The 24892-nt window shown below is 72.9% G+C and carries 19 protein-coding genes and 1 pseudogene; 13 read left to right on the forward strand and 7 right to left on the reverse strand.

Annotated features, from left to right (window positions below):
* Nucleotides 1-31: 31 nt before the first annotated feature.
* Both FXF65_RS04015 and FXF65_RS04020 read left to right on the forward strand, forming a co-directional pair.
* Nucleotides 32-2053 (forward strand): sensor histidine kinase, encoded by a 2022-nt coding sequence (locus FXF65_RS04015; RefSeq protein ID WP_246198328.1) that lies wholly within the window; start codon nucleotides 32-34, stop codon nucleotides 2051-2053.
* Nucleotides 2054-2462: 409 nt separating this feature from the next.
* Nucleotides 2463-3014: an ATP-binding protein gene (locus FXF65_RS04020; RefSeq protein WP_246198329.1), complete on the forward strand. Its 552-nt coding sequence runs from the start codon at nucleotides 2463-2465 to the stop codon at nucleotides 3012-3014.
* A 166-nt stretch (nucleotides 3015-3180) separates the two neighbouring features.
* Here FXF65_RS04020 and FXF65_RS04025 read toward each other — a convergent pair whose 3' ends face one another.
* Nucleotides 3181-4407, reverse strand: a complete 1227-nt coding sequence (locus FXF65_RS04025) for an arginine deiminase (RefSeq protein ID WP_222868360.1) — start codon at nucleotides 4405-4407, stop codon at nucleotides 3181-3183.
* 54 nt (nucleotides 4408-4461) lie between these two features.
* Here FXF65_RS04025 and FXF65_RS04030 point away from each other — a divergent pair, with 54 nt between their 5' ends.
* The 3 genes from FXF65_RS04030 to FXF65_RS04040 all read left to right on the forward strand — a co-directional run bounded on the left by FXF65_RS04030 (nucleotide 4462) and on the right by FXF65_RS04040 (nucleotide 8204).
* Entirely contained in the window at nucleotides 4462-5679 is a 1218-nt protein-coding gene (locus FXF65_RS04030) for an MFS transporter (RefSeq protein ID WP_187412074.1), read from the forward strand.
* Between the two features lie 236 nt (nucleotides 5680-5915).
* Nucleotides 5916-7100 carry an elongation factor Tu gene (gene tuf / locus FXF65_RS04035; protein WP_148348277.1) on the forward strand — a complete coding sequence of 395 codons (1185 nt, stop codon included), beginning with the start codon at nucleotides 5916-5918 and terminating at the stop codon, nucleotides 7098-7100.
* 222 nt (nucleotides 7101-7322) lie between these two features.
* The gene (locus FXF65_RS04040) at nucleotides 7323-8204 is read left to right on the forward strand and encodes an endonuclease/exonuclease/phosphatase family protein (protein ID WP_148348278.1); all 882 of its coding nucleotides are present in this window, start codon (nucleotides 7323-7325) and stop codon (nucleotides 8202-8204) included.
* Nucleotides 8205-8222: 18 nt separating this feature from the next.
* On the opposite strand, the gene FXF65_RS04045 is transcribed toward FXF65_RS04040, so the two are convergent.
* From FXF65_RS04045 to FXF65_RS04050, 3 genes are all read right to left on the reverse strand, one after another.
* Nucleotides 8223-9779: a long-chain-fatty-acid--CoA ligase gene (locus FXF65_RS04045; RefSeq protein WP_148348279.1), complete on the reverse strand. Its 1557-nt coding sequence runs from the start codon at nucleotides 9777-9779 to the stop codon at nucleotides 8223-8225.
* Between the two features lie 87 nt (nucleotides 9780-9866).
* Complete coding sequence (locus FXF65_RS43480; RefSeq protein WP_187412075.1) at nucleotides 9867-10037, reverse strand: hypothetical protein; 171 nt, start codon at nucleotides 10035-10037, stop codon at nucleotides 9867-9869.
* 62 nt (nucleotides 10038-10099) lie between these two features.
* Nucleotides 10100-10840: a hypothetical protein gene (locus FXF65_RS04050; protein WP_148348280.1), complete on the reverse strand. Its 741-nt coding sequence runs from the start codon at nucleotides 10838-10840 to the stop codon at nucleotides 10100-10102.
* Between the two features lie 122 nt (nucleotides 10841-10962).
* On the opposite strand from FXF65_RS04050, the gene FXF65_RS04055 reads away from it, so the two are divergent.
* Nucleotides 10963-11754: a response regulator gene (locus FXF65_RS04055; RefSeq protein ID WP_281288864.1), complete on the forward strand. Its 792-nt coding sequence runs from the start codon at nucleotides 10963-10965 to the stop codon at nucleotides 11752-11754.
* Nucleotides 11751-12866, forward strand: coding sequence for a sensor histidine kinase (locus FXF65_RS04060; RefSeq protein WP_148348281.1), 1116 nt, complete (start codon nucleotides 11751-11753; stop codon nucleotides 12864-12866). Before FXF65_RS04055 ends, FXF65_RS04060 begins: the two co-directional genes overlap by 4 nt.
* Before the next feature lie 30 nt (nucleotides 12867-12896).
* Here FXF65_RS04060 and FXF65_RS04065 read toward each other — a convergent pair whose 3' ends face one another.
* A complete protein-coding gene (locus FXF65_RS04065; protein WP_148348282.1) occupies nucleotides 12897-13274 on the reverse strand; it encodes a hypothetical protein in 378 nt (125 codons plus the stop codon).
* A gap of 222 nt (nucleotides 13275-13496) precedes the next feature.
* Between FXF65_RS04065 and FXF65_RS04070 the strand changes: the two genes are divergently transcribed.
* From FXF65_RS04070 to mptB, 3 genes and pseudogenes are all read left to right on the forward strand, one after another.
* Entirely contained in the window at nucleotides 13497-13832 is a 336-nt protein-coding gene (locus FXF65_RS04070) for an STAS domain-containing protein (RefSeq protein ID WP_148348283.1), read from the forward strand.
* A gap of 118 nt (nucleotides 13833-13950) precedes the next feature.
* Nucleotides 13951-14700, forward strand: a complete 750-nt coding sequence (locus tag FXF65_RS04075) for a glycosyltransferase family 2 protein (protein ID WP_148348284.1) — start codon at nucleotides 13951-13953, stop codon at nucleotides 14698-14700.
* A gap of 155 nt (nucleotides 14701-14855) precedes the next feature.
* Nucleotides 14856-15527 (forward strand): annotated as a pseudogene (gene mptB, locus FXF65_RS45050) (polyprenol phosphomannose-dependent alpha 1,6 mannosyltransferase MptB); the annotation flags it as partial.
* A 568-nt stretch (nucleotides 15528-16095) separates the two neighbouring features.
* Here the strand turns inward: mptB and FXF65_RS45055 are convergent.
* Nucleotides 16096-18351, reverse strand: coding sequence for a hypothetical protein (locus FXF65_RS45055; RefSeq protein WP_246198330.1), 2256 nt, complete (start codon nucleotides 18349-18351; stop codon nucleotides 16096-16098).
* 54 nt (nucleotides 18352-18405) lie between these two features.
* Here FXF65_RS45055 and FXF65_RS04090 point away from each other — a divergent pair, with 54 nt between their 5' ends.
* The 3 genes from FXF65_RS04090 (at nucleotide 18406) to pheA (ending at nucleotide 21241) form a co-directional block, all read left to right on the forward strand.
* Complete coding sequence (locus FXF65_RS04090) at nucleotides 18406-19740, forward strand: glycosyltransferase 87 family protein (protein ID WP_246198331.1); 1335 nt, start codon at nucleotides 18406-18408, stop codon at nucleotides 19738-19740.
* Entirely contained in the window at nucleotides 19740-20204 is a 465-nt protein-coding gene (locus tag FXF65_RS04095) for a DUF4446 family protein (RefSeq protein WP_148348373.1), read from the forward strand. The genes FXF65_RS04090 and FXF65_RS04095 overlap by 1 nt, the downstream gene beginning before the upstream one ends.
* A gap of 92 nt (nucleotides 20205-20296) precedes the next feature.
* On the forward strand, nucleotides 20297-21241 hold the full coding sequence (pheA, locus tag FXF65_RS04100) for a prephenate dehydratase (protein WP_148348286.1): 945 nt from the start codon (nucleotides 20297-20299) through the stop codon (nucleotides 21239-21241).
* 16 nt (nucleotides 21242-21257) lie between these two features.
* Here the strand turns inward: pheA and FXF65_RS04105 are convergent, their stop codons facing one another.
* Nucleotides 21258-24698 (reverse strand): glycosyltransferase, encoded by a 3441-nt coding sequence (locus FXF65_RS04105; RefSeq protein WP_187412076.1) that lies wholly within the window; start codon nucleotides 24696-24698, stop codon nucleotides 21258-21260.
* Nucleotides 24699-24892 lie beyond the last annotated feature (194 nt).

Genomic DNA, 24892 nt, shown 5'->3' on the forward strand with positions numbered 1-24892 from the left:
ACCCGGCGCTCGGACGGAGTCCGGTGGCACGATGACAGGCGTGCACCACCACGTCCACGATCCGATCGCGCGGGCCGTCATCGAGAGCGCCGCCGACGCCATCGTGGCCGTGGACCAGCGGCACCGGGTCACCGTGTGGAACCCGGCCGCCGAGCGCATGTTCGGCTGGACCGCCAAGGAGATGGTCGGGCGGGTGCCGCCGATCGTCCCCGACGAGCTGACGGCCGAGCACAACGCCGTCCAGGAACGGCTGCTCACCCGCCGCGCGGGCGACGGACCCGGCGAGGGCCCCGAGAGCGGGCAGATCTCGATCGCGACCCGCCGCTTCCACCGGGACGGGCGGCTGATCGACGTCCGGATCGACACGAGCCTGCTGCGCGACCCGGCCGGGACGCCGCTCGGCTGGGTCGGCGTGTACCACCCCGTCGACGAGGACGAGATCGTCCAGCACCACATGACCGAGCGGGCGCGGCTCGTCCGGCGGCTGAACGACATCGTCGCCGACCTGAACGCCGAGCTCGACCTCGCCGTCGTGCTCGACCGGATCACCGCCGCGCTGATCGAGCTGACCGGCGCGGACGCGGGCGGCTTCGTCCGGATCGAGGGCGACCGGCTGCGCCTGGTGAACATGTCCGGGCTGCCCGAGCACATGCGCGGACGGTCCGCCGACCTGCGCACCAGCCTGGTCGGCGAGCTGCTGCGGTCCGGCAAGACGGTCAAGCTCGCGACCGGGCAGCGGCGGCTCGGCGACCTGATCTGGTCCGAGCTGCCCGGCCTGCACACGATCGCGCTCGGCCTGTCGTACCTGCAGAACCGGCCGTACGGCGCGCTGTACGCGCTGTTCTCCGGGCGCAAGGTCGGGCACACCGAGCTGGAGCTGCTGGAGCTGCTCGCCGGGCACGCGGGCGTCGCGGTCGGCAACGCCGTCGCGTACGCGGAGGTCGTCCGGCAGCGGGCGCACGAGCGCGCGGTGATCGACTCCAGCGCGGACGGCATCGCGGTGCTGGACCACGACCTCGTCGTCCGGCAGTGGAACCCGGCGGCGCACGCGCTGACCGGCGTCCCGCCGGGCGACGCGATCGGCCGCCCGCTGCCGTTCGACATGCCCGCGCTCGGGGAGATGCTGACGTTCCGGCTGGAGTCGGGGACGTGGCTGAACGTCCTCGCCGCCGAGATCGAGGAGACGGGCGAGCTGGTGGTCGACTTCCGCGACGTGTCCGAGGCGAAGGCGCTGGAGGAGGCGAAGGACCTGTTCCTCGCCACCACGAGCCACGAGCTGCGCACGCCGATCACGGTCGTGCAGGGGTTCGCGTCCACGCTGGTCAACCGGTGGGACGAGCTGACCGACGAGGACCGCCGCGCCGCCGTCGCGACGATCGCCGAGCGCGCCCAGTCCCTCGGCCGGCTGGTCGAGCACCTGCTGCTCGGCTCCCGCGCGGGCGCGGACGAGCTGACCGTCACGATCGAGTCGTTCGACCTGTCGCGGGTGGTGGAGGGCGTGGTCGCGGGGTTCAGGTCGCTGTCGCCGCTGCACCGGGTGGAGCTGGAGATCGCGCCCGACCTGCCCGAATGCCGGGGCGACGCGATGGCGACCGACATCGTCCTCGGGCAGTTGCTGGAGAACGCCTTCAAGTACTCGCCGGACGGCGGGACGGTCACCGTCCGGGCGCTGCGCGAGGGCGCCGACATCGTGGTGACGGTCGCGGACGAGGGAATCGGCATCCCGCCGGGCGACCACGAGCGGATCTTCGAGCGGTTCGTCCAGGGCGAGACCGGGGACCGGCGGCGCTTCGGCGGCATCGGGCTCGGCCTCTACATCGTGAAGCGGTTGACCGAGGCGCAGGGCGGGACGATCTCCGCCCTCCCGGCCGGAGCCGGGAAAAGTGAGGCATCTCACACAGGCGCGTCGCGACCGGGCGGTGGGACCGGTCCAGAGCCGGGCGCGTCCCGGGCGGGCGCGCTGCTGCGCTCCCCGCACGGCCGCGGACCCGCAGGTGGTGCGCGTGCGGGAGAGGGGACGTGCATGCGGCTCGTCCTCCGCGCGGCGGACTGATGGACCCCCGGGACGACTCCGCCCAAGCGTGATCATGAGCGCCATTTTGGTTACTCACCGTGACGACAGGGGCTTGTGCGCGGCGCGGTGAGACCGGCATGACCAGGGCGTTCCGTGGTCTCGACGGATGGCAGGCTGGGCCCGTGTGGGAAAGTGCTGTGGCTGCGCGGTGTGATGGACGAAACGCGCGCGCGAGGAGTAAATCCGCCGTTGGCTGGATAGATCCTTGATGGTCGCCGTTCGTGACGAGACTCCGATCCGGAGGTGATCACCGTGACCGGATGGCCGGTGACTCGTTGTGCAGGTGGCAAACTGAACCGTTCGGGTTTCCGGTCCAGACCTACAGGGCATTTCGGTCGTACCGGAAAGCGACGGCGGGACTCGTCCGAGTGAACGGAACCACGGGGAGGTGAGGGCGTCGAGCGTCGTACTGCTCCCACACGCACCGTCCAGCGTCGCGGTCGCCCGCCGGCGCCTCAGCTCGGAGCTGGCCGGGTCGGGCGTCTACGAATCGGTCGTGGACGACGCCAGCGTCATCGTCAGCGAGCTTCTCAGCAACGCGCTCCGGCATGCGCGGCCGCTGCCGTCCGGCCAGGTCAGGGTGTGCTGGCTGCGCCGCGGTGACCTGCTCGAACTGGAGGTCAGCGACGGCGGCGCGATGACCGAGCCGCGCCGCGGGCCCGGCACGCTGTCCTCGCTCGGCGGCCGCGGGCTCGGCATCGTCGAGGCGCTGTCGGACGGCTGGGGCGTCCGCCACGAAGAGGGCGCGACCACGGTCTGGGCCGTCCTGCGCGCGCCGCGCGCCAACGGCGAGAGCCATCCTTCGCACGGGAACGGCATCCCCACGACGGCCGGTCCGCAGGCGGTCGTGCCCGACCTCGCCGACTTCCCGGACCTCATGGACGACCCCGAAGACGACCTGTACGACGGGGCCGCTCCGAGCAGGGCCTACCCCGCCTGACGGGCCCCCCGCCCAGACCTGACGGGCCCCCGCCTAGAAATGCGGGCCCTTCCCCTTGTATGGTCCTTCCACAGCTCGGGCGTTGCCGTGCCCCCGTCGGCATCGCCCGAGTTGTTCTATTCCCGGGGGTCCACCCGGACGCCGCCCTGCTCAGAGGCCATCCGCCCTAGATGCCGTCTCGGAGGATGGGGCAGGACATGCAGCGCGGACCGCCCCGGCCCGTGCCGAGTTCGCTGCCGCTGATGCGGATGACCTCGATGCCGGACGCCTCCAGTTGCGCGTTCGTCTCGATGTTGCGCTCGTAGGCGACGCACACGCGCGGGGCCACGGCGAGGGTGTTGTTCCCGTCGTCCCACTGCTCGCGCTCGGCGGTGACGGGGTCGAGGCCCGTGTCGATCACCTTGAGGCGGTCGAGTCCCATCGCCTCGGCGGCCGCGTCCAGGAAGGGGCGGGGGCCGTCCACCCGCAGGTCGCCGTTCCCCTGGGTGACGGTGTACGCGGTCAGCGAGTGCGCGACCGGCGGATACATGACGACGGTGTCGACGTCGACCATCGTGCAGACGGTGTCGAGGTGCATGGTCGCCCGCTCCTGCGCGATCGGGACGGCCAGCACGGTCCGGGCCAACCCGGCGTCGAACACCTGGCGGGCCAGCCGCTCCACCCCGGCGGGGGTCGTCCGCTCGCCGGTGCCGACCGCGACGACGCCCGGACGCAGGAGCAGGACGTCCCCGCCCTCAAGGTGCTCCAGGGACGGCGAGTACACCGGCTCCGTCCCGGCGAACCGCGGGTGGTGCGCGTAGATCAGGCCGGTCAGCGCCGACTCGCGGCGCCGGGCCTCCATCGCGAGGCTCGTCACCGCGACGCGGTCGCCGATCCAGGTGCTGTTGTCGCGGGTGAACAGCAGACCGGGCAGCGGGTCGACGATGAAGTCGAGCCGGTCCATCAGCCGGTAGACGAGGCCGTGCCCCGCCTTCAACTCCTCGTGCGCGAGGCCCGCGATCAGGGTGTGCGCGAGGTTCTCCGGGTCGAGGTCGCGCAGGTACCCCTCGACGATGCGGCGGAGCTGGTCGCCCAGGCGGAGATCGACGATGGCGTCCGCGATGGCCTGCTCGCGGGCGCCCTCGTACTCCAGGGCGTCCTGCAGCAGCTCGGTGACGTACAGGACCTCGACGCCGCGCGAGCGGAGCGCCTCGGCGAACGCGTCGTGCTCCTCCTGCGCCCGGCCGACCCACGGGATCGCGTCGAAGAGCAGCTTGTCGCTGTTGCGCGGGGTGAGCCGCTTCAACTCCGCGCCCGGACGGTGCAGCAGCACGGTCCGTAGCCGCCCGACCTCGCTGGTCACCCGGTGCTCGTGCGCCGTTCGCCCTGGCTGTGCCGTCCTCGTTGCCGTCACACTCCGCAGTCTAGGCCGCCTGTTTTGTCCGTTCGCTATGCCACCATGCGAAGAATGATCAGCAGGGCGGCGGGGCTGCCGGCTCACCTGACTTCGGCGACGCTGCTGCGGGTGTCGGCCGAAGGGGTGGCGACGGCGCTGGTCCTGACCGTCCAGGCGCGGACCGGGAACGCCGCCATGGCCGGGTACCTCCAGACCGCGACGACGCTCCCGTACGTGCTGAGCGGGCCGGTGATCGGGAACACGCTGGACCGGACGGGCCGTCCCCGCCGCGTCGCCGTCGTCCTGGCCTGCTGCTACGCCGCCGCGACCGCCGTGCTGCTCGTGACGGCCGGACGGTCGCCGCTCGTCCTCGCGCTGTGCGTCGCGGCCGTGATCGGCTGCACCGAGCCGATCGTGGTGGCGCTGACGAGCCTGCTGCCCCGGTTCGTCCCGGCCGGGCGGCTGTCGCGCGCGTACGGGCTGGAGGCGTCCAGCTTCAACCTCGCGGGGATCGCCGGTCCGGGCCTCGCCGCCGGAATCGCGGGTGTCGCGGGCGGGCAGTACGCGGGCGTCGCGATCGTCGCCGCGGCCGTCCTCGGGCTGCTGACGCTGCCGCTGCTGCCGTTCCCCGCCCCGGAGGCGGCGGTTCCGGCGAGCGGCGGGGCCGCGCGTTCGGTGATCACGGGCGGGCTGCGGGTGCTGGTGGAGAACCGCGTCCTGCGCGCCCTGACCACCGCGACCACCCTCGCCTGGACGGGTTTCGGCGGCGTCGCCGTCACGGCCGTGCTGCTCGCCGAGCACGTCGGCGCCCCGCCGAGCGCGGGCGGACGGCTGCTCGTCGCGCTGGCGGTCGGCTCGCTGCTCGGCTCGCTCGCGTCCAGCCGGTGGCTGACGCCGAAACACGGCGAACCGGTCATGATCGCGGGTCTCGTCGCGTTCGGGCTGGCGCTGGCCTCGCTCGCGGTCGCGCCGTCGCTGGCCTGGGCGACGGTCGCGTTCGTCCTCGCCGGGGTGTGCGAGGGGCCGGTGTTCGCGGCGACCCTGATGCTGCGCCAGCGCGAGTCGCCGCCCGACCGGCTAGGCCAGGTCAACACGACGGCGGGCAGCCTCAAGATCGGCGCGTCCGCGCTCGGCGCCGGGCTGACCGCCGCGTCGGCGGCGGCGATCGGGCCGGTCGGGCTCGTCCTCGCGATCGCCTCGTGCCAGTTCGCGGGCGCCGCCGCGGGGCTGCTGCTCCTCCGCGTTCCCGCAGGTCAAAAAGCTGTCGACCCGGCCGAGGACGCGACGTAACCTGCGAGCATGTTCTTCGCAGCCGGCACCAAGACGCTCGCGGGCCACGTCCTGCTGAGCGCGGTGCCGGCTGCCTTCTCGGCAGCGGCAGACGCGGCCGTCATCGACGGCCTGCGACGCTGACCCCTCTCCGTCCCACCTCCGGAGAACCAGCGGAGGGGGGTCGACCACGACATGCGCGTGCCCGTAGAGGCCGCGCATGGGTTCTCACCGGATCCACCAGTGAGGACGAACCGATGGCCAAGCAGTTGTACGAGCGCGACAAGCCCCACCTGAACATCGGGACGATGGGCCACGTCGACCACGGCAAGACCACCCTGACCGCGGCGATCACCAAGGTGCTGGCCGCGCGCGGGCTGGCGTCCGCGGTGCCGTTCGACCGCATCGACCGCGCCCCGGAGGAGCGCGACCGGGGCATCACGATCAACGTCGCGCACGTCGAGTACGCGACCGCGACCAGGCACTACGCCCACGTCGACATGCCGGGTCACGCCGATTTCGTGAAGAACATGATCACCGGCGCGGCGCAGGTGGACGGGGCCGTGCTGGTGGTGTCCGCGCAGGACGGGGCGATGCCGCAGACGCGGGAGCACGTCGTCCTCGCGCGGCAGGTCGGCGTGCGGCACGTCGTCGTGGCGCTCAACAAGGCCGACATGGTCGAGGACGCCGAGCTCCTCGACCTGGTCGAGCTGGAGGTCAGGGAGCTGCTGTCCGAGTACGGGTTCCCGGGCGAGGAGGTGCCCGTGGTGCGGGTGTCCGGGCTGCGGGCGCTGGAGGGCGACCCGTACTGGACGGCCCGCGTAGGCGACCTGCTCGACGCGATCGACGCCTACGTGCCGGTGCCGGAGCGGGTGCTCGACCGGCCGTTCCTGCTGCCGGTGGAGAGCGTCCTGACGATCACCGGGCGCGGCACGGTCGTGACCGGCGTCGTCGCGCAGGGCGTCGTCCGGGTCGGGGACCCGGTCGAGGTCGTCGGCCTCGGCGAGTCGTTCGGCACGGTCGCGACCGGGCTGGAGACGTTCGGCCGCTCCATGGACCGGGCCGAGGCCGGGGACGACACTGCCATGCTGCTGCGCGGCGTGAAGCGGGACCAGGTCCGGCGCGGCCAGGTCGTCAGCCTGCCGGGCGCGATCCGGCCGCACCGGCGGTTCCGGGCGCGGGTCCGGGTGCTGACCGCCGCCGAGGGCGGGCGGACCAGGCCGTTCTTCCACGGCTACCGTCCGCAGTTCCACTTCCGCACCACGGACGTGGTCGGCGGCGTCGACCTCGGCGCGGACGGCGCCATGGCGATGCCGGGCGACTCGGTCGAGCTGGCCGTCGAGCTGGGCCGCCCGGTCGCGATGACCGAGGGCCTCGGCTTCGCCGTCCGCGAGGGCGGCCGGACGGTCGGCGCGGGCACCGTGACCGAGCTGCTCGACTGACGGCCCGGAAGTCGCGGAGATTGCGGGGGTCCGGCGGAACACCCGCCGGACCCCCTAACCTTCAAGGACGGATGATCCCCCCGTCCGGTGCGCGCCCCCCGTCCGGTGCGCGCCCCCCGTCCGGTGACCGGCCGACTGGTCGTGAACCACTGGCGGACGCGATCTTGATGTGGTGAGATTCCGGCATCAATCCCCGCTGATGTCCCCCCACCTGGAGAATGTGTGCGAGCCCCCCGCGCCCTCGTCCCCCTCCTCTCGGTCGCCGCCGCGGCGGCCGTCGTCGCCGCGGCGGCGACCGGCGCCTCGATCGAGGGCCTGCCGGGAGGCGGCGGTCCCGCGCACGCCGACGGCGCCGCGCCCCGCCCGGCCGCCGTCACGGTCAACGCGATGACCTGGAGCGTGTGCGGCGCGGCCCGGCCCGGCTGCCCGCTCGGCGCGGCCCCGGACGCGCTCGGGAAGCAGATCGTGCAGCGGATCCAGGGCACGGAGGTCGGCGGACGCAAGGTCAGGACGGACGCCGTCCTGCTCCAGGACGTCTGCGAGGGGCACGTCCGCGCGTTCAAGAAGAGCCTGCCGACGTGGACGTGGGCGTTCGCCGCGTCCCCCGGCGAGGCGTCCTGCGCCACGGGCCAGGGCCGCTCCGGCGTCGCCATCGGGACGGCGCAGCGGCTCGACCGCCCGGAGCGCACGAAGCTCCCCGCGCCCGCCGGACGGACGCGGATCGCGCTGTGCGCGGACGTCCCGTCCTGGACGGCCCGGGTCTGCGTGACGAAGCTCAGCGCCGCCGAGGGCGCCTGGCGGCGCAAGCAGGCGACGACGCTCGCGTCCCTCGCCGGGACGGGACGGGTCCTGCTCGGCGGCGACCTCGCGGACACCCCGGAGAGCCCCGCGCTCGACCCGCTGTACCGGCGTCTCGCCGAGTGCGACCAGTCGGGGCCGTCCCGCACGGGTGCCGCGACCCGGCAGAACTGGGCGGGCGCCGCCGTGCAGAAGACCGACTACCTGTTCATCACCAAGGCCGCCGCGGTGTCGTGCAGCGTCCCGGCGTCCCGGATCAGGGCGTCGGACCACCGTCCGCTCTCGGCGGTGGTCCGCTTCCCGTGACCTGACCGCCGCCCGGGGCTAGTGGACGTTGCGGTCCTGGTCCTTCCAGTAGGGCTCGCGGAGCTGCCGCTTGAGGATCTTGCCGGTGGGGTTGCGCGGGACGGCGTCCCGCCGCTCGACCGAGGCCGGGCACTTGAAGTGCGCGAGCCGGGCCCGGCAGAACTCGATGACGTCCTTCTCCGGGACGTCCGCGGACAGCACGACGATCGCCTTCGGCACCTCGCCCCACTTCGCGTCCGGGACGCCGATGACCGCGCAGTCCGTGACGTCCGGGTGGCTCATCAGGACGTTCTCGACCTCCGCCGGGTAGATGTTCTCGCCCCCCGAGATGATCATGTCCTTGACCCGGTCGTGGATGTAGAGGTAGCCGTCCTCGTCGAGGTAGCCCGCGTCGCCCGTCCGGAACCAGTTGTCGTCGGAGAGGGCCGCCGCCGTCGCTCCGGGGTTGCCCCAGTAGCCCTTCATGTTCTGCGGCGTTCGGCAGAGGATCTCGCCGACCTCGCCGAGCGGCAGGTCCTCCTGCGTCGCCGGGTCGACGATCCTGAGCTCGCAGGACCCGTTGGGCAGCCCGGCGCTGCGCAGCCGGTGCGCGTTCGGGCCGTTCAGGACGTGGTCGGCGGCGGGCAGCATCGTGATCGCGCCCGTCACCTCCGTCAGCCCGTACACCTGCATGAACTCGGTGGTCGGCAGCAGCTCCATCGCGCCGCGCAGGACGTCCTCGCTGATCGGGGACGCCCCGTACAGCACCAGCTTCAGGCTGGACAGGTCGCACGCCGTGACCTCCGGGATCAGCGGCATGAACTGGAGCAGCACCGGGACGAGGAAGATGTGCGTGACGCGGTGCCGCTCGATGCCCCGCGCGATCAGGCCGGGATCGGGCTCGCGGGCGATGACCCCGGTGATGCCGTTGTAGACCACGTTGAGCGCGAGGACGTTCCCCGCCACGTGGTACATCGGCATCGCGACCATCAGGACGGACGACTCGTCGAGGTCCCACACGTCGGTGCTCACGCCCAGCGCGGCGAGGTAGTTGGCGTGCGTGAGCATGACGCCCTTGGGCAGGCCCGTGGTGCCCGACGAGTAGAGCTGGACGAACACGTCCGACGGCTCGGGCTCGTAGGCGGGCGGCTCGCCGGACGCCCCCTCGACCCAGGTCGCGTAGTCCTCGTACGGGTGGTCCACGCCGTTGACGACCACCAGGTGCGCGGTGTGTTCGAGCCTCCCGGCGATCGCGTCGAGGACGGGCAGGAACTCGGGCCCGACGATGAAGACCTTGGCCTTCGCGTCGTTGACGATGTAGGCGACCTCGTCGGGCGCCAGGCGGTAGTTGACCGGGACCTGGACGGCGCCGACGCGTCCCGCGCCGAAGAGCTGCTCGGCGTATTCGAGGGAGTTCTTGTCGAGAACGGCGACCCGGTCGCCGCGGCCGACGCCGGCGGCGGCGAGCGCGGCGGCCGCCCGGTCTGCGCGCCGGTCGAAGTCACGGAAGGTGAGCTGGGTGTCGCCCGCGATGTACGCGACACGGTCGGGATGCGAGCGCGCCCGCTCGCGCAGCGTCTCCGTCAGACCCGGCACGGTTGGTCCCTTCGCCGATGACCGCCTGGTTGTCCAGGCATCATGCGGTCACCGGCGAGGGCCCGGCAAGAGGCGGATGCCCCTTGGCTAGTGGCTTTTGGTCATCTTGGAGACCGCGGTCACGGCGAGCACCACCACGACGGCGACGAGGCCGATGAAGAAGAAGAACTTCAGCATCGACAGGATCGAGCCGATGACGGCCATCACGAGCCAGATCGCGAGGATGACGCCGAGAACGGTCAGGATTGTCTTACCCATGCGTACAACCTATGTGCTGGTCCGGGGACGGTCATCACCCTGTGGGACGAGCCTGACCCTGGTCAGAACCCGCCGTTCGGCCGAGGTCCACCCTGAGGCGGCCCCGGGTGCGGACCCTGACCCGGCCCCGGGACGGGAGGCCGCTGGTAGGGCGCGGGCTGCCCCGGAACGGGCGGCTGCGCGGGCAGCCGAGGGGCTGGCTGCCCCTGCCCGCCCGGACCGTACGCGCCTGGCTGCGCGTACCCGCCGGGCTGCCCGAACGGCTGCCCGAACGCCTGCCCTGACGGCTGGCCGAACGGCTGGCCGAAGGGCTGTCCGGCGGGCGGGCGCGGCGCGGTGCCGCCCGCGACCATCAGCACCCGGAGCCCGGCGACCGCCCCGGCCATGAACGGCGCTAGCAGGTGCCACCCCTCGAACCGCGGCTTCATCAGCTCGGTGACGAACCGGAACGGCACCGACCCGTGGCCGAACGCGTACCCGAGGACGCCGATCCGGATGCCGACGTACAGCGCGACGTACCCGGCGACCACGGCGAAGATCGGCGCGACCGGCCCGCGCGGGCGGGTCAGCATGATCCCCGCCGCCGTGACGAGCCCGACCAGCGCGCACAGCAGCGCGTAGTAGGCGGTGGACTGCCGCAGCCCGATCAGCGTGGGGGACTCGTAGAGGCGGGCGTACATCATGATCGCGCCGATGACGGTGGCGACCGCGCCCCCGACCAGGATGAGGGCGATCACCCCGAAGGCCGAGGTCGCGGGACGGGCGCCCATGGGACGGGCCGCCGCGGGAGGGGGAGGAGCCATCGGGACATTAAAGCGATGATCGTCCCGCCCCGCGAGACCCGCCGCGGCGCGCGGCGAGGCCGTTTCTTACAGGGTCATGACGGGGCTGATGGAAGCCGCCCGTCCGGCCGTAGCGTGTGGGCGTGAACTCCGTGAGCCATGCCGGTCGCGTCCTCGTGGTGGACGACGACCCCACCGTGGCCGACGTCGTCGCCCGTTACCTGGCCCGCGACGGGCACGCGGTCACCTGCGTCGCGGACGGCCCGTCCGCGCTGCGCAGGGCCCGCGCCGAACGGCCCGACCTCGTCGTCCTCGACCTGATGCTGCCCGGCATGGACGGCCTGGAGGTGTGCCGCAGGCTCCGCGAGACCTCGGCCGTCCCGATCGTGATGCTGACGGCGCTCGGCGCGGAGACCGACCGGCTCGTCGGGCTGGAGACCGGCGCGGACGACTACGTCACGAAGCCGTTCAGCCCGCGCGAGCTGGCGCTGCGCGTCCGCTCGGTGCTCCGCCGGGCGCGCGGCGCCTACCGGGAGCCGTCCCGGGACGCCCGGCCGGACGCCCGCCCGGACGCCGCGCCCGAGCCCCCGCTCCGCGACGGCGACCTCGTCGTGGACGTCGGCGCGCACGAGGCGCGGCTGCGCGGCGGGCGGCTGGCGCTCACGTCCCGCGAGTTCGACCTGCTGGCGTTCCTGCTGCGCCGCCCGCGCCAGGCGTTCACCCGCGACGAGCTGCTCGAACGGGTCTGGGAGTGGACGTTCGGCGACGCCTCCACGGTCACCGTCCACGTCCGCCGCCTGCGCGAGAAGATCGAGGACGACCCGGCCGCCCCGCGCCGGATCGTCACCGTCTGGGGCGTCGGCTACCGCTACGAGCCCGCGGCCCCCGACCCCGCGGCCCCCGAACCCGCGAGTCCGGCGGAGGACGGCGCATGATCCCCTTCGACGATCTGCTCTACGTCGTCTTCTGCGCCGCCCTCGCGGCGCTCGCCGTCGCGGCCGTCGCGCTCGCCGTGCTGTACGGGCTGCGCGGCCGGTCGGTCGCCACCCAGCTCATCGTGGTGGGCGCGGCGACCGTGCTCGCGACGATCTCCGGCATCCTCGTGATCTCGTTCCTGATGCTGCTGAACGATCACGACCGGTCGGTGGTGCTGGCCGTGGTGACGTCCGCCGGGCTGGTCGCGATGGCGGTGTCGGTGCTGCTCGGACGGCGTCTCGTCGCCGCGAACCGGACGCTCGTGGAGGCCGTGCGCGCGGACCGGTTCCGTCCGCCGACCGCGCGGCTGCCCGCCGAGCTGGCCGAGCTGTCGCGCGAGCTGGAGGCCGCCTACGCGCGCCTCGCCGCCGCCCACGAGCGCGAGCAGGCGCTGGAGGCGAGCCGCCGGGAGCTGGTCGCCTGGGTGAGCCACGACCTGCGCACCCCGCTCGCGGGCCTGCGCGCCATGGCCGAGGCCCTGGAGGACGAGGTCGTCTCCGACGCGGACACCGTCCGCCGGTACCACGGGCGCATCCGCGTCGAGTCGGAGCGGCTGACCGAGATGGTGGACGACCTGTTCGAGCTGTCCCGCATCCACGCCGGGGCGCTGCGGCTGTCGCGGCGCCGCGTCGGCCTCGCCGACCTCGTCGCGGAGGCGGTGGCGGGCGCGGAGGCGCTGGCGCGGGCGAAGGGCGTCCGGCTGCGCGGCGACGTCCGGGAGGGGCTGCCCCTCCAGGTGGACACCGGCGAACTCGGCCGCGCCCTGCGCAACCTCGTCGTCAACGCGATCCGGCACACGCCGAGCGACGGCGCCGTCGAGATCATCGGCGAGGTCCTCGGCGGGGAGGCGCGGGTGACCGTCGCGGACGCCTGCGGCGGCATCCCCGAGGACGACCTGCCGCGCGTGTTCGACGTCGCGTTCCGCGGCGAGGCGGCCCGCACCCCCGGCGGCGGCGCCGGACTCGGCCTCGCGATCGCCCGCGGCATCGTCGAGGCCCACGCCGGACGCATCGGCGTAGCCAACGACGGCCCCGGCTGCCGCTTCGAGATCACCCTCCCCCTGATGGCCTGATTCGAGGCCCTGGAGGAACCGGGCCGGAGATCAGGGGTCGAGGGTCTCGGCCATGGCGCGGAAGGTGGGGCAGGGCCAGCGGGACATGCAGGCGCGGCAGCGGCGGATCGGGTTGTCGGGGTCGCTGCTGATGCCGCCCGCCTCCTGCGGCCGGTGCAGGTCGAGCAGCCGGACGCTCAGCTCGGCGAAGGCGAGGACGTCCTCGCGCGCGCCCGCGAGGAAGGCGATGTCCTCGCGGGACAGGCGGGTCTTGACCGGAACGAAGCCGTTCTGGTTCACCAGGCGGCTCAGGTACTGGGTGGACGACCGCCACGGGCTCGACTTCGCCGAACGTGACCGGATCGTCTCAAGGCGCTCGCGGAGCCGGGTCTCTCTGGGATCGGCTTCTTGCCCATGCCGGTGTTGCACCTGTCCAGCCTCCCCTAATCGGCGGTCTCACGGGACGGGAACCGGGATATCGCCGAACCGGACGCGGAGGAGCGGCGCGGACGCCGACCGGCGCGGAACAATGGCATCACGGTGCGTAGTTCACAAAGCGTACGGGACCGCCCGCACGGCGACACGCCCGTCCGGCAGGGGACTTGGCGAACTGTCTGGCCCGCGGGCCGTTCCCGAGATAGTGTGCCGGACGTGGAGCTAAACGTTTCGACCGCGTCTCAGGAGGGTCACGCCGTCGTCACGGCGACCGGTGAGCTCGACCTCTACACCGCGCCGAGGCTGCAGGCGGCCCTCGCGGGACTGCTGCGCGACCGGGTCGACCGGATCACGGTCGACCTCAGCGGCGTCGAGTTCTGCGATTCGACCGGCATGAACGTCCTGCTCGCGGCCATGAAGCGGCTCAAGGAGCAGGGCGGCGCGCTCGACCTCGCCGCCCCGCGCCCCGCGGTGAAGCGCATCCTCCAGGTCACCGGGCTCGACACCGTGTTCACCGTGACCGACGCCGCGCCCGCGCTGGACGCCGGCTGAACTCCACCCGACGGCCGCCTGTCGTGCGCCTGTCGTGCGTCGGGCGCCGCGGTAACGGCTGAGACCGTTCCCCTCCGCTCGCCCCGTTCCACGTCCGCCGCCGACTACGATCGCCGATATGCAGGACGTAGCGGTGATCATCCCCGCCAAGGACGAGGCCGACCGCATCTCGGCGACCGTCAAGGCCGCGCACGAGCTACCCGGCGCCGACCTCGTCGTGGTGGTCGACGACGGCTCGTCCGACGGCACCGGGCGCGTCGCCCGGGACGCCGGGGCCCGGGTCGTCCGGCACTCCCGCAACCGCGGCAAGGGCGCCGCGATGGAGAGCGGCGCGGAGGCCGTCCGGCTGCTGGACGAGGGCCGCGAACAACCCCGCCACCTGCTGTTCCTGGACGCCGACCTCGCCGATACCGCGCGCGAGGCCGCGCCGCTCGTCGCGCCGGTCCGGGCGGGCGAGGCCGACATGACGATCGCGGTGTTCACGACGACGGTGAAGCTCGGCGGGCACGGGTTCGTCGTGAAGCTGTCCCGGGACGGCATCCGCCGCGCCACCGGCTGGGAGGCGACCGCCCCGCTGAACGGGCAGCGCTGCCTGACCCGCGCCGCGTTCGACGCCGCGCTCCCGCTCGCCGCCGGGTTCGGCGTCGAGACGGCGCTGACCATCGACCTGCTCCGCCAGGGCTTCCGGGTGACCGAGGTGGAGGTGCCGCTCGCGCACCGCGCCACCGGCACCGACTGGCGCGCCCAACTGCACCGCGCCCGCCAGTTCCGGGACGTCGCGAGAGCGCTCGCCGGCCGCGAGCCCGCGGTGACCCCGCTGGTCCAGGCGGCGACCCGGCGGCTGGACGGCCTGCGCGGTCGCCGGTGACCCGACTCGGCTTCGCCGGGCTCTGCGGGATCGGGGCCGGGCTCGCGTGCTTCCTCGGCACCGCGCTGCTCGGCCCGTCGGTGTTCCAGCCCGAACTGGACGGCTCCCGCGCGGAGCCGCCGTACGCGCTGAGCGTCCACCCGTCGCCGTACGTCGTGATCGGGCTCGTCGTGGCCGGCGTGCTGGCGAGCACGGCGGGCCTCGCGCTGTGCTTCGTCGCCGTCCGGCGGGGCTGGCGGGTGCGGGCGCTGCCGGTCGTCGTGGCCGGGCTGCTCGCCGCCGTCGCGTTCATGGCGATGCCGCCGGTCGGGTCGACCGACCACCTGAACTACGCGTCCTACGGGCGGATGGCGGCGACCGGGCACGACCCGTACGCCACCCGCGCCGTCGACCTGCCGCAGGACCCGGTCGCCGGGGCGCCCGAGGAATGGCGGACGACCCCGTCCGTCTACGGGCCGATCGCCACCGGCGAGCAGGCGGTCGCGGCGTGGATCGGCGATGGATCGGTCCGGCTGACGGTGTTCGTCCTGTCGGTGGTGAACACGCTCGCGTTCGCGGTGACGGCGCTGATCCTCTATCGGACGGCGCGGAGCGAGGAGCGGCGGCTGCGGACGGCCCTGCTGTGGACGTGCAACCCGCTCGTGCTGTTCCAGTTGATCTCGGGCGCGCACAACGACGTCCTCGCGATCGCGCCGGTGGTCGCCGCGCTCGCCGTGTTCGGGAGCCGGACGCGGCCCGGCTGGGCGCGGGCGCTCGCTGCCGGGGTCCTCGCCGGGGTCGGCACCGCCGTCAAGCTGCCCGCCGTGCTCGTCGCGGGCGGGCCCGCCTGGGCGCTGCTGCGCGACACGTGGCGGGAGCGCGGGTCGTGGAAACGCGGGTCGTGGAAGCGGGCGGCCCGGCCGCTCGCCGCGCTGGCCGCGCTCGGCGCCGGCGCCGGGGCGGTCGCCGCGCTGTCCTACCTGTTCGCCGGGCCGCACGCGCTCGACCGGGTCCGGGAGGCGAGCGACATGGTGTCGTTCGCGACGCCCTGGCACCTGCTCGACGAGGGCCTCGGCCGCGGCTCGCAGCGCAACGTGATCAAGGCGGGCGCGCTGCTCGCCGGGCTCGCGCTGTTCGCGCTGCTCGTCCGCGCTCTGCCGAAGGACGATCCCGAGGCCCCGGACGCGGCGAGCCGCCGGGTCACGGTCGCGCTCGTCCTCGCCTGGCTGCTCGCCGCCCCCTACGCGCTGCCCTGGTACGACGGGTTCGGCTGGGCGCTGCTGGCGCTGCTGCCGCTGACCGGCGTCGACTGGATCCTGCTCGCGCACACCGCCGCGCTCAGCCTCGCCTACCTGCCCGCCCGCGCGCCCGCCCGGATCGGCCTGCCGGACGACCTGTCCTGGCTGTTCACCGTCGTCAGGCCGACGGTGATTCCGTGGACGCTCGTGGCGATCGTGACGGCGCTGGTGGTCCAGAGTCTTCGTTCCTCAGGTCGATCTCCAGCGCCCGGACGCCCGCGGCGAGCATCAGCGGGGTCGCCAGGCTGAACGCCACCGACAGGATCACCACGCCGGAGTCGTTCACCAGCATCCCGATGACGCCGACCGTCAGCGCGCACAGCAGGGCCGGACGCATCGTCACGCAGTGCTCGTAGGCGCGCTGGAGCAGCGACACCCGCCACCGGTTCGGCCGCGCCAGGACGAAGAACAGGAACCCGATCGCGGCGGCGAGCGGCAGCGTGAACGGCCAGTACCCGAGGCTGTTCAGCATGGCGTTGAACTTGCGGACGATGACGCCCCAGGCGTCGCCGTCCATGAGGTCCTGCCAGAAGCGGCCGAGGTGCGTCGGGTTCGCGCTGCGCGAGTTCACGTACGAGATGATCAGCACGAGCGCGGCGCCCGCCAGGCAGAACAGGCCGAGCTTGAGCGGGGAGACGCGGCGTCCGGTCACCATCAGGCCGAGCATCGCGAACGCCGGGACCATCGCGAGGACGCCGCCGAAGTCGCTGCCCCACGCCGGGAGCCCGTCGATCGCGATCGCGAACGCGCCGATCGCGGCGATGACGCCGACCGCGACCGTGCGGCGTCCGGCGCGCAGCGGGAACTCCGTCAGCCACGCGGCGGTGAGGATCGCGGCGACGGCGAACAGCGAGAACGCCTGGTTGCCGAAGCCGTAGAAGCGTCCGGCGACGAGCGCCGTGTAGCCCATCAGCGTGTTGAGCTGGAGGCGCGAGCCGGTCATCACGTCCAGGGCGAGGACCAGCGCGGTCACCCCGGTGATCACCAGGCCGGGGGCGAACGCCGAGCGCCGCCACGGACCGGCGAGCGCCACCCCGGTCAGCAGCCCGCTGAACCCGAGGACGGTGCAGATCAGCACGGGCGTCGCGTGCTCGGCCCGCCACCACGGCATCAGCCCGGCGAGGAACGACGCGCCCGGCACCGCGCCGCCGAGCAGCGCGATCACGCGGGTGCCGCCGAGGATCCGCGCCCGGGACCGGCGGTCGCCGCCGAGCCGCCGCAGCACCAGCGCCGCGATCCCGTAGAGGACGAGCTGCGTCGCGAACAGCACCCAGTAGAAGGACGTCTGGACGCTGCGTATCGCCTGCGCCGCCACGTCCTGGTCTTCGAGGGACTCCACCCGGTCCTGCGTCGAGTCGCCGGACGGCTGGTCGCGCCAGGCCGACCCGACGGCCTGCTTGGGCTGCCGCACGCCGAGCAGTTTCAGCGTCGTCGCGGACAGGTCGGTGAGCGTGACGAGGCCGTCCTGCCGGGTCGCGCTGGAGCGCATGTAACCGGGGCCGAATCCGGCGCCCTTGGCGATGGCGACGCGCAGGTGCGGGTCGACGCCGATGTCGGAGAGGCCCGCGACGAGGACGGTCGTCCCGGCCGGAAGGCCGCTCAGGACCTGCCCGACCCGGCGGTCGGCGGCGGTCGCGGCGGCGGCGCGCTTGTGCTCCGACAGCGGGACCTGCTCGCCCTTCGGGTCGACCCCGGCGTTGATGTAGGCGCGGAAGAGGTCGTCCACGTCGACGGCGGTGAGCGCGCAGCGCGCCCAGTCGGCCGCGGTGACCTTGTCGGGGGAGGCGACGTAGTGGTCGACCTGCCCGCCGCCGTTGCCGACCCCGAACACCGCGCCGGGCCCGACCGCCGTCGTGCAGCCGCCCGCCGCGTGGACGGCGTCGCCGAGCAGCCCGATCTGCGCGTGGTAGTTGGTGTCGGCGTTGTCGCTCTTGATGGCGGGCCAGCCCGCCGCGACGGCCCCGCCCTCCGGCGGGACGGTGGGGGACCGCTGGCCCGGCAGGACCGGGGCGGCCGGGAGCGCGCAGTCGCCGTGCGGCAGCCGGGACCGCTGCCCCGCCGACAGCGTCAGCCAGCCGTCGGTCGGGCACGTGTTCACACGGGTCGTCCGGACGCTGAGCCCCGCGGTGGAGCCCGCGCCCGCCAGCCCCCACAGCGCGGGCGTCTTCTCCCTGTCGATGTCGCTCCACATCAGGCCCGGCACCCCGATGATCACGACCTGGCCGCCGACCGCGCCCCGCGCGGGAGCCTGCACGGGCGCGTTCACGGGGGCGTGTGCGGGGGCCGCCTGGGCGCCGGCGGGCCACACGAATCCGGCGAGGACCGTGCCCAGGACGCCGAGGAACATGGCGATCCTGCGCCCCCGCGAAGTCATGGCGCAAAGGTTACAAGAGGCTTTCGACCACTGAGTGGCAATATCCTGCGGGCTGTGGACGGTCCCGAAGCGCGCCGAGCCCTGCCCGGGGCCGGGTTCTCGCACGCCCTCACGCGGCGCGGGACGTGGGTTCAGGGGCTGATCATCTTCGCCGGGATCGCGGTCGCCGCGGTGGCGCTGGCGCCGATCGTGACGCGCTGGCTCGGCAACCAGCCCGACCAACGGCTCGTCGACCTCGAGGTGTACCGGGAGGGCGGGCGCGCGGTGCTGCGCGGGGCCCCGCTCTACGACTTCCTGACGCAGCCGCCTCAGTTGCTGCCGTTCACGTATCCGCCGATCGCGGCGGCGCTGGCCGTCCCGTTCACGGTGTTGCCGTGGCGCGCGGCCCAGTTCGTCTGGACGGGCCTGATCTGCGTCGCGCTCGCCATCTCGGTCTGGTACGCCTTCCGCGACCTGATCCGCCGGACCGGACGCTGGGCGCCCCTCGCCACGGGCGCGCTGGTGGCGGCGATGGCGTGGCTCGACCCCGTCCGCAACCAGTTCCGCTTCGGGCAGGTCGGGCTGTTCCTGCTCGCGATGTGCCTGGCCGACTGCTGCGCCCGCGAGCCCCGCTGGCCGCGCGGCGTCCTCGTCGGGCTCGCCGTCGCGATCAAGCTGGTGCCGGGCGTCTTCCTGATCTACTTCCTGCTCACCGGACGCCGGGACGCCCTGGTCAACTCGCTGCTCACCGCGGCGGCGGCGACGCTCGGCGGGTTCGCGCTGCTGCCGTCCGACTCGTCCGACTACTGGTTCGGGGCGCTGCTCCAGGGCGGCGACCGGACGGGCGCCGTCGACGGCACGACCAACCAGGCCGTCCAGGGGATCGTCGCGCGGATGCTGCCCGAGGGCCCGGCGCGGACGCTGCTGTGGCTGGCGGTGGCGCTGACCGTCGCGTATCTCGGGTTCCGGTGGGCGCGGCGGGCCGCGCGGGCGGCCGACCGGCTCCCGGACGGGCCGGGGGCGTCCAGCCTGCTGCTGGCGTCGGTGGCGATCGTCGGGCTGCTGTCGGTCGTCCTGTCCCCGGTGGGATGGATCCACCACCTCGTGTGGATGATCGCGGTTGTCGGGGCTTTGGCCGGTGATGGCCGGGACACGCGAAGATGTCTGTTCGCGGGCGCGGCGTGGCTGCTGTTCCTGTTCCCGGTGCCCTGGTGGGGACGTGAGCTGATCGGCCCGGAACACTCCACGCTGGCGGTTTTCGCGGGCCAGGTCGTCCGCGACGGGTTCGGTCTCGCGGCGCTGGCCGCGCTCGTCGTCCTCGGGACATGGCTCGTGAACCGCCTCGAACCGGGTGCCGCTCGGGCAGATCCTTCGCGCCCCGAGGTCGGGGTGGGTACGCTCAGCCCGTGATGCTTGTCGCGGTGGCCGTCGCCGGCCTGATCGCGGGGGTGGCGGGGCTGTCGATCGCCGTGGTCGCGCACAACCGGGTGAACCAGGTCGTCGACGAGTGCGGGGAAATGCTCAGGCGCCAGCTCCAGCTCGCCAGTGGGGCGGTCGACGAACGCGCGCTGCGCGATCTCGCGATCGTGCACTACGACGCGCTCAAGGAGATGTCCGGGCACCGGTCGTTCTCGCTCGCCCTGATCAACGCGGTCGGGGACGGGGTCGTGGTCAGCTCGATCAACGGGCGCACCGAGACGCGGACGTACGCCAAGGTCGTCCAGGCCGGGCACGCGGTCGAGATGCTCTCCCCCGAGGAGAACCAGGCCCTGCGCGCGGCCCGGCTGGGCAAGGGCCCGATCGTGTCCATGGACGATCCGCTGCCCGACTTCGGCAACGGCAACGGCGACCGGACGTCCACCGCCCGCGCCTGACAAACGGCCCGCCCCGCCGGGGGCAGTAGACTCGGTTGTCTCACCTCGCCTTGCTCCCGTCGCGCGAGGCATCCTGAGACACCGGAGACACCGTGACCGCAGAGAGCAGGCCAGCGCGCTACGCCTTCCTGGGTCCGCGGGGCACGTTCACCGAGGCCGCCCTGCTGACCCTGCCGGGCGCGGCGGACGCCGAGCTGGTCCCGTACGCGACGGTCCCCGCCGTCCTGGACGCGCTGCGCCGCGGGGACGCCGACACCGCCGTCGTCGCGCTGGAGAACTCCGTCGAGGGCTCCGTGCCGACCACGCTGGACGAGCTGGCCACCGGCGAGCCGCTCCAGATCGTCGGGGAGATCCACCTGCCGGTGTCGTTCGCGCTGCTCGTCCGGCCGGGGACGTCGCTCGCCGACATCAAGACGGTCGCGTCCCACCCGATCGCGCAGCCGCAGTGCCGCCGCTGGCTCGCGGACAACGTCCCGGACGCCGAGTGGCGCGCCGCGACGTCCAACGCCGAGGCCGCGCAGCACGTCGCGGACGGGCACTACGACGCGGCCCTCGCCGGGTCGTTCGCCGCCGCCCGGTACGGGCTGTCCGTCCTCGCCGAGGACATCCACGACGTGTCCGACGCCGTCACCCGGTTCGTCGCGCTGCACCGTCCGTGCACCCCGCCCGCCCCCACCGGGATGGACAAGACGACCGTCGTCGCGTTCATCGGCGAAGACCACCCGGGCGCGCTGCTGGAGATCCTCACCGAGTTCTCCGTCCGGGGGATCAACCTGACGCTGATCCAGTCGCGGCCCACCGGCGCGGGGCTCGGCTCCTACCTGTTCTGGATGGACTTCGAGGGCCATGTCGCGGACGCCCGCGTCGGCGAGGCCCTGATGGGGCTGCGGCGCGTCTGCTCGGACGTCCGCTTCGTCGGCTCGTATCCGCGCGCCGACCGGGTGCGTCCGGAGATCCGGCGCGGCACCCACGACGACGACTTCACCGAGGCCGCCGCCTGGCTCGACGCCGTCCGCACCGGCTCGCCGCACTCCTGACCTCTGGCGTCGCGGGTCAGAGTTCGGCTTTCAGGCCCTCGACCGCCATCGCCCACGTCCACTTCTCCGCGAGGACGCGGCGGATCTTCGTCGCGCGGGCGAACGCCGTCTCGGGGTCTTCGAGGACGTGCTGGATCTTGCGCGCCCATTCGGCGGTGTTCTCGGCCTCGCTCTTGTGCATGGGGACGACGATGTGCCTGGCCTCGTCGCCCAGGTGTTCCCGGAGGAGGTCGGCGAGCCCGCTCTTCCCGCTGACCAGGACGGGCGTCCCCGCGATGATCGCCTCCACCCCGACCAGCCCGAACGCCTCGGCCCTGGACGGCATCAGCACCAGGTTCGCGGTCTCCAGGTCGGTGGCGAGCCGCTGCTCGTTCGCCGAGTAGACCCGCGGCGTCACCAGCAGCGACGGATGGGCGGCCCACTCGATGATCTTTCTGCGCAGCTCCTCGGACGAGTCCTCCGGGACCCCGCGGACGATCAGTTCGACCTCGCTCGCGGCCCGGCTCTCGCGCAGCGCCTCGGCGGCCGCGCCGACCGCGCGGGCCGCCAGGTCGACGCCCTTCAGCTCCGCGTCCTCGACGCGTCCGAAGATCAGCACGATGGGCTTTCCCGGTGGGGCCTCGCGAGAGGACAGGTCGGCGGCGTCGAATCCGGGGTCCAGCCGCGCCAGCTGCGCCTTTCCGGGCGAGGACACATAGCGCGCATAACGCTGGTGGAGGCGCTCGCCCACGGCGAAACCGCGATGGGCGCCGCGCGCGAGGTCCACTTCGAGCCGCTGCCGCGACTCCGCCACCGCGGCGATGTCCCTGGCGCCCTCCGCGCGGTCAGGTTTGAACCAGTCGATCTCCTCCGGCGCGACGTGGATGAAATGCAGCCGCTTGGCCCTCGGGAAACGGTCGGCCTGGGCCTTGGCGGCCGGGCCGGTGACGCGGCCGTGGCCGATGATGACGTCCGGTTCTCCGCCGAGCCCGTCCGGGTGTCCGTTCAGCACCTCAAGCTCGGATTCGTACCAGTCGTTCTCCGCCGGGTTGATGAGTTTGACGTTCAGGGCCGCCGCGTTCTTGATCTCCCACAACCCGGGGTTGGGCGTCATGCAGAACACGCGCATTCCGGAGCGGGCGAGCGCGGCGCAGAGTTGCCGGTTGAAAGTGCTCAACCCGCCGTGGCTGGACGACCATTCCGTCGCCACGGCGAGCACGACCTGCCGCCGGTCGCCGCCGTTGTCGGGATTCGGATCGTCCAGGACGCGCGGCCCGTACTGCGGACGCCTGGCGCTCTCCGAAGTCCCGGTGACGGACGCCGGAAGGATCGGCGTGATGAACGAGGGAGTGGCCTCGCCGGGGATCGCCACGCGGGTGTCCCATTCGGTCAGCAGCGTCGCTCTGATCTCCTCGGCCTCGGTCGGCGGGTGCGCCGTTCCGAGGTAGATGCCGAGGAAGCGGGACGCCTCCTCCAGTTCCCCGCTCTGCAGGGCGGCGAGCGCCCGCAGCCACGCCTTTCCCTCGCGGAACTCCGATTTGTGCGACGTGCGCTGGCTGTCGGGAATCCGGGCCCGCTGGAGCACGTCGAGCCCGGCCGCCGGGTCGCCCTCGCCGATCCGGCCGATCGCCTCGTAAACGGGGAAATGAAGGTACGGCTTCGGGAACGCCGTCTTGCTCTGGCGCGCCAGATCCGCCGACTCGCGCCATTTCCCCTCATGCTGGAGCAGCAGGATTTCGGCAAGTCGCGCCTGGTAGTCGAGCACGCCCGAGCCCTTGAGCCAGTCGCGCGTGCGGCGCAGCAGGTCGTCGGACGGTTCGGCCGCCGCGTACAGCACCGCCTGATCGGCCAGGCGGCGCCGGTCGGCCGGTTTCGACTCCGCGCAGCCCTTGCGCAGTTCCGCGACCGATTCCTCGACCCGCTCCTGCGCGGTGAGATAGATGCTCAACTGCATGTAGACGGCGAATCTCTGCTCATTGACGTACGGCTTGTGGGCCAGCGCCCGGCGGCCGACCTCCTCGGCGGCGGCGAATCCGCTGACCTCGGTCACGAGCTTCATCCACATGACCCACGGAACCGCCGATCCGGTCGGCCAGCCCGTCGCCGCGCGCTCGGCGTGGGAAAGCGCCCGCTCGCCGTCCTCCGAGCTTCCGGTCTCGCGGAACCGTTCCTGGAACAGCCGCGCCATGTGGTACTCGACGCCCGGCGTTCCCGGCTCCAACAGGTATTCGACCAGCAGCTCGATGCGCGCGTCGCGCTCCCGCGCCGACTCGGGGACGATATGGCGCCTGTCCCCGCCGTAACGCCATTCGATCTCGGCGCGGGCGGCCGCGACCGCGTCGGCCAGTTCCTTGTCCGCGCCCGCCTCCCGCAGATGGAAGAACGCGCCGGAAAGGGCGACGGCCCGCTCCTTGGCGTCGGTCCGCTTGAGCCTGGCCGCGTACCATTGCCCGGCCGCGTGGTGCGCCGAACGCCACGCCCGCCGGTCCCGGCGCAGAAAGGCGTTCTCCGCCTCCCGGACGGCCGGATGCAACTGGTATCTGGGCGGCCTGTCCTGCGTCGGCTCCATGAGATAGCGGTAGCGAAACTCCCGGAGCCGTCCTCTGAAATCGGTGACCAGGGCTTCGGCCTGTTTCTGCTCGAACCCCGCCGAGAGGACCGACAGCCTGCGCAGGGCTTGGCGCTCGTCGTCCGCGAGCCCTTCGGTGGCCTTGGCCACCAGGCCCCGTTCGATCGTGTCGACGAGTTCGTCCTCGGGGATCTCCTCAGCGGGCAGGCCGAGCAACTCGTCCAATGTGTAGCGGCGCAAAAGGGAACCCAGCAAATGCAGCACGCGGGGGTTTTGGCCGAGCCGCTTCACGGTCTCGGTTCTGCGGGATTCCGGAAACCTCGCCGCCGCGTCCGCCGTCCTGAGGTGCCCGAGGACGATGCGCACACCCTCCTCGACCACGGGGGCGGGCAGTTCGACCGGGTGGAAAGGCTGCGTCCACAGGGCGTCGAGATGCTGATTGGAAACCAGCCACAGACCGCCCTCGTTCCCCGGCGCCCGCGCGGACTCGGCCAGCGCCGACCCGAACGGTTCGCGCGGCCGCTTGTCGGCGTCCAGGAGCCGCTGGAACTCGTCGATCACGACGAGCACCCGCTGTTTCAGCAACTCGCGGACGACGGCCTTGAATCCGCGGCCCGGCGCGATTTGCGGCGCGGCGTCGCCGCCCTCCGGAAGGACGAGCCCGTCCAGGAGCAGGTCGACGAGTTCCTGCTCCATATCGGTCGAGCGCTCCGGGACGTCGATGCTGACGACCGGCCTTCGGAATTCCTTCAAATAGCGGCTCAGCAGCGGTTTCACGAGTTGGAGGGACTTGCCGACCCCGGAGATCCCGGTGATCACCGCCGCGCCGCGATGCGCCCACAGTTCGTCCGCGGCTTCCCGCCGCCGCCCGTCACCAAGATCAAGAACAGCTTCGCCCTCGGATTCCATCACCGCCGTTATACCCCAGCCGACCTGGCGGGACCACAAGAGCGGACGGCGGATAAAGGCATGTCGAACGGCCGCGAAAGAGCAATTCCAAGGCCCGGTTCCCGGGCCCTCATCCGGCCCGCGATCCAATCCCCCGGTGCGGTGACCGAACTGTGATCTTGGACGGGCAACCAGTAGACGATCTTGAACGTCTC

Source organism: Actinomadura syzygii, from assembly GCF_008085905.1.
Classification (GTDB): Bacteria; Actinomycetota; Actinomycetes; order Streptosporangiales; family Streptosporangiaceae; genus Spirillospora; species Spirillospora syzygii.

Excerpts from the sequence above, each read along its gene's own strand:
- FXF65_RS04015 (WP_246198328.1), top strand. The coding sequence starts at position 32 with ATGACAGGCGTGCACCACCACGTCCACGATCCGATCGCGCGGGCCGTC.
- FXF65_RS04105 (WP_187412076.1), bottom strand. The coding sequence starts at position 24,698 with ATGGAATCCGAGGGCGAAGCTGTTCTTGATCTTGGTGACGGGCGGCGG.
- FXF65_RS04075 (WP_148348284.1), top strand. The coding sequence starts at position 13,951 with ATGCAGGACGTAGCGGTGATCATCCCCGCCAAGGACGAGGCCGACCGC.
- tuf (WP_148348277.1), top strand. The coding sequence starts at position 5,916 with ATGGCCAAGCAGTTGTACGAGCGCGACAAGCCCCACCTGAACATCGGG.
- FXF65_RS43480 (WP_187412075.1), bottom strand. The coding sequence starts at position 10,037 with ATGGGTAAGACAATCCTGACCGTTCTCGGCGTCATCCTCGCGATCTGG.
- FXF65_RS04060 (WP_148348281.1), top strand. The coding sequence starts at position 11,751 with ATGATCCCCTTCGACGATCTGCTCTACGTCGTCTTCTGCGCCGCCCTC.
- FXF65_RS45055 (WP_246198330.1), bottom strand. The coding sequence starts at position 18,351 with ATGACTTCGCGGGGGCGCAGGATCGCCATGTTCCTCGGCGTCCTGGGC.
- FXF65_RS04050 (WP_148348280.1), bottom strand. The coding sequence starts at position 10,840 with ATGGCTCCTCCCCCTCCCGCGGCGGCCCGTCCCATGGGCGCCCGTCCC.
- FXF65_RS04095 (WP_148348373.1), top strand. The coding sequence starts at position 19,740 with ATGCTTGTCGCGGTGGCCGTCGCCGGCCTGATCGCGGGGGTGGCGGGG.
- FXF65_RS04030 (WP_187412074.1), top strand. The coding sequence starts at position 4,462 with ATGATCAGCAGGGCGGCGGGGCTGCCGGCTCACCTGACTTCGGCGACG.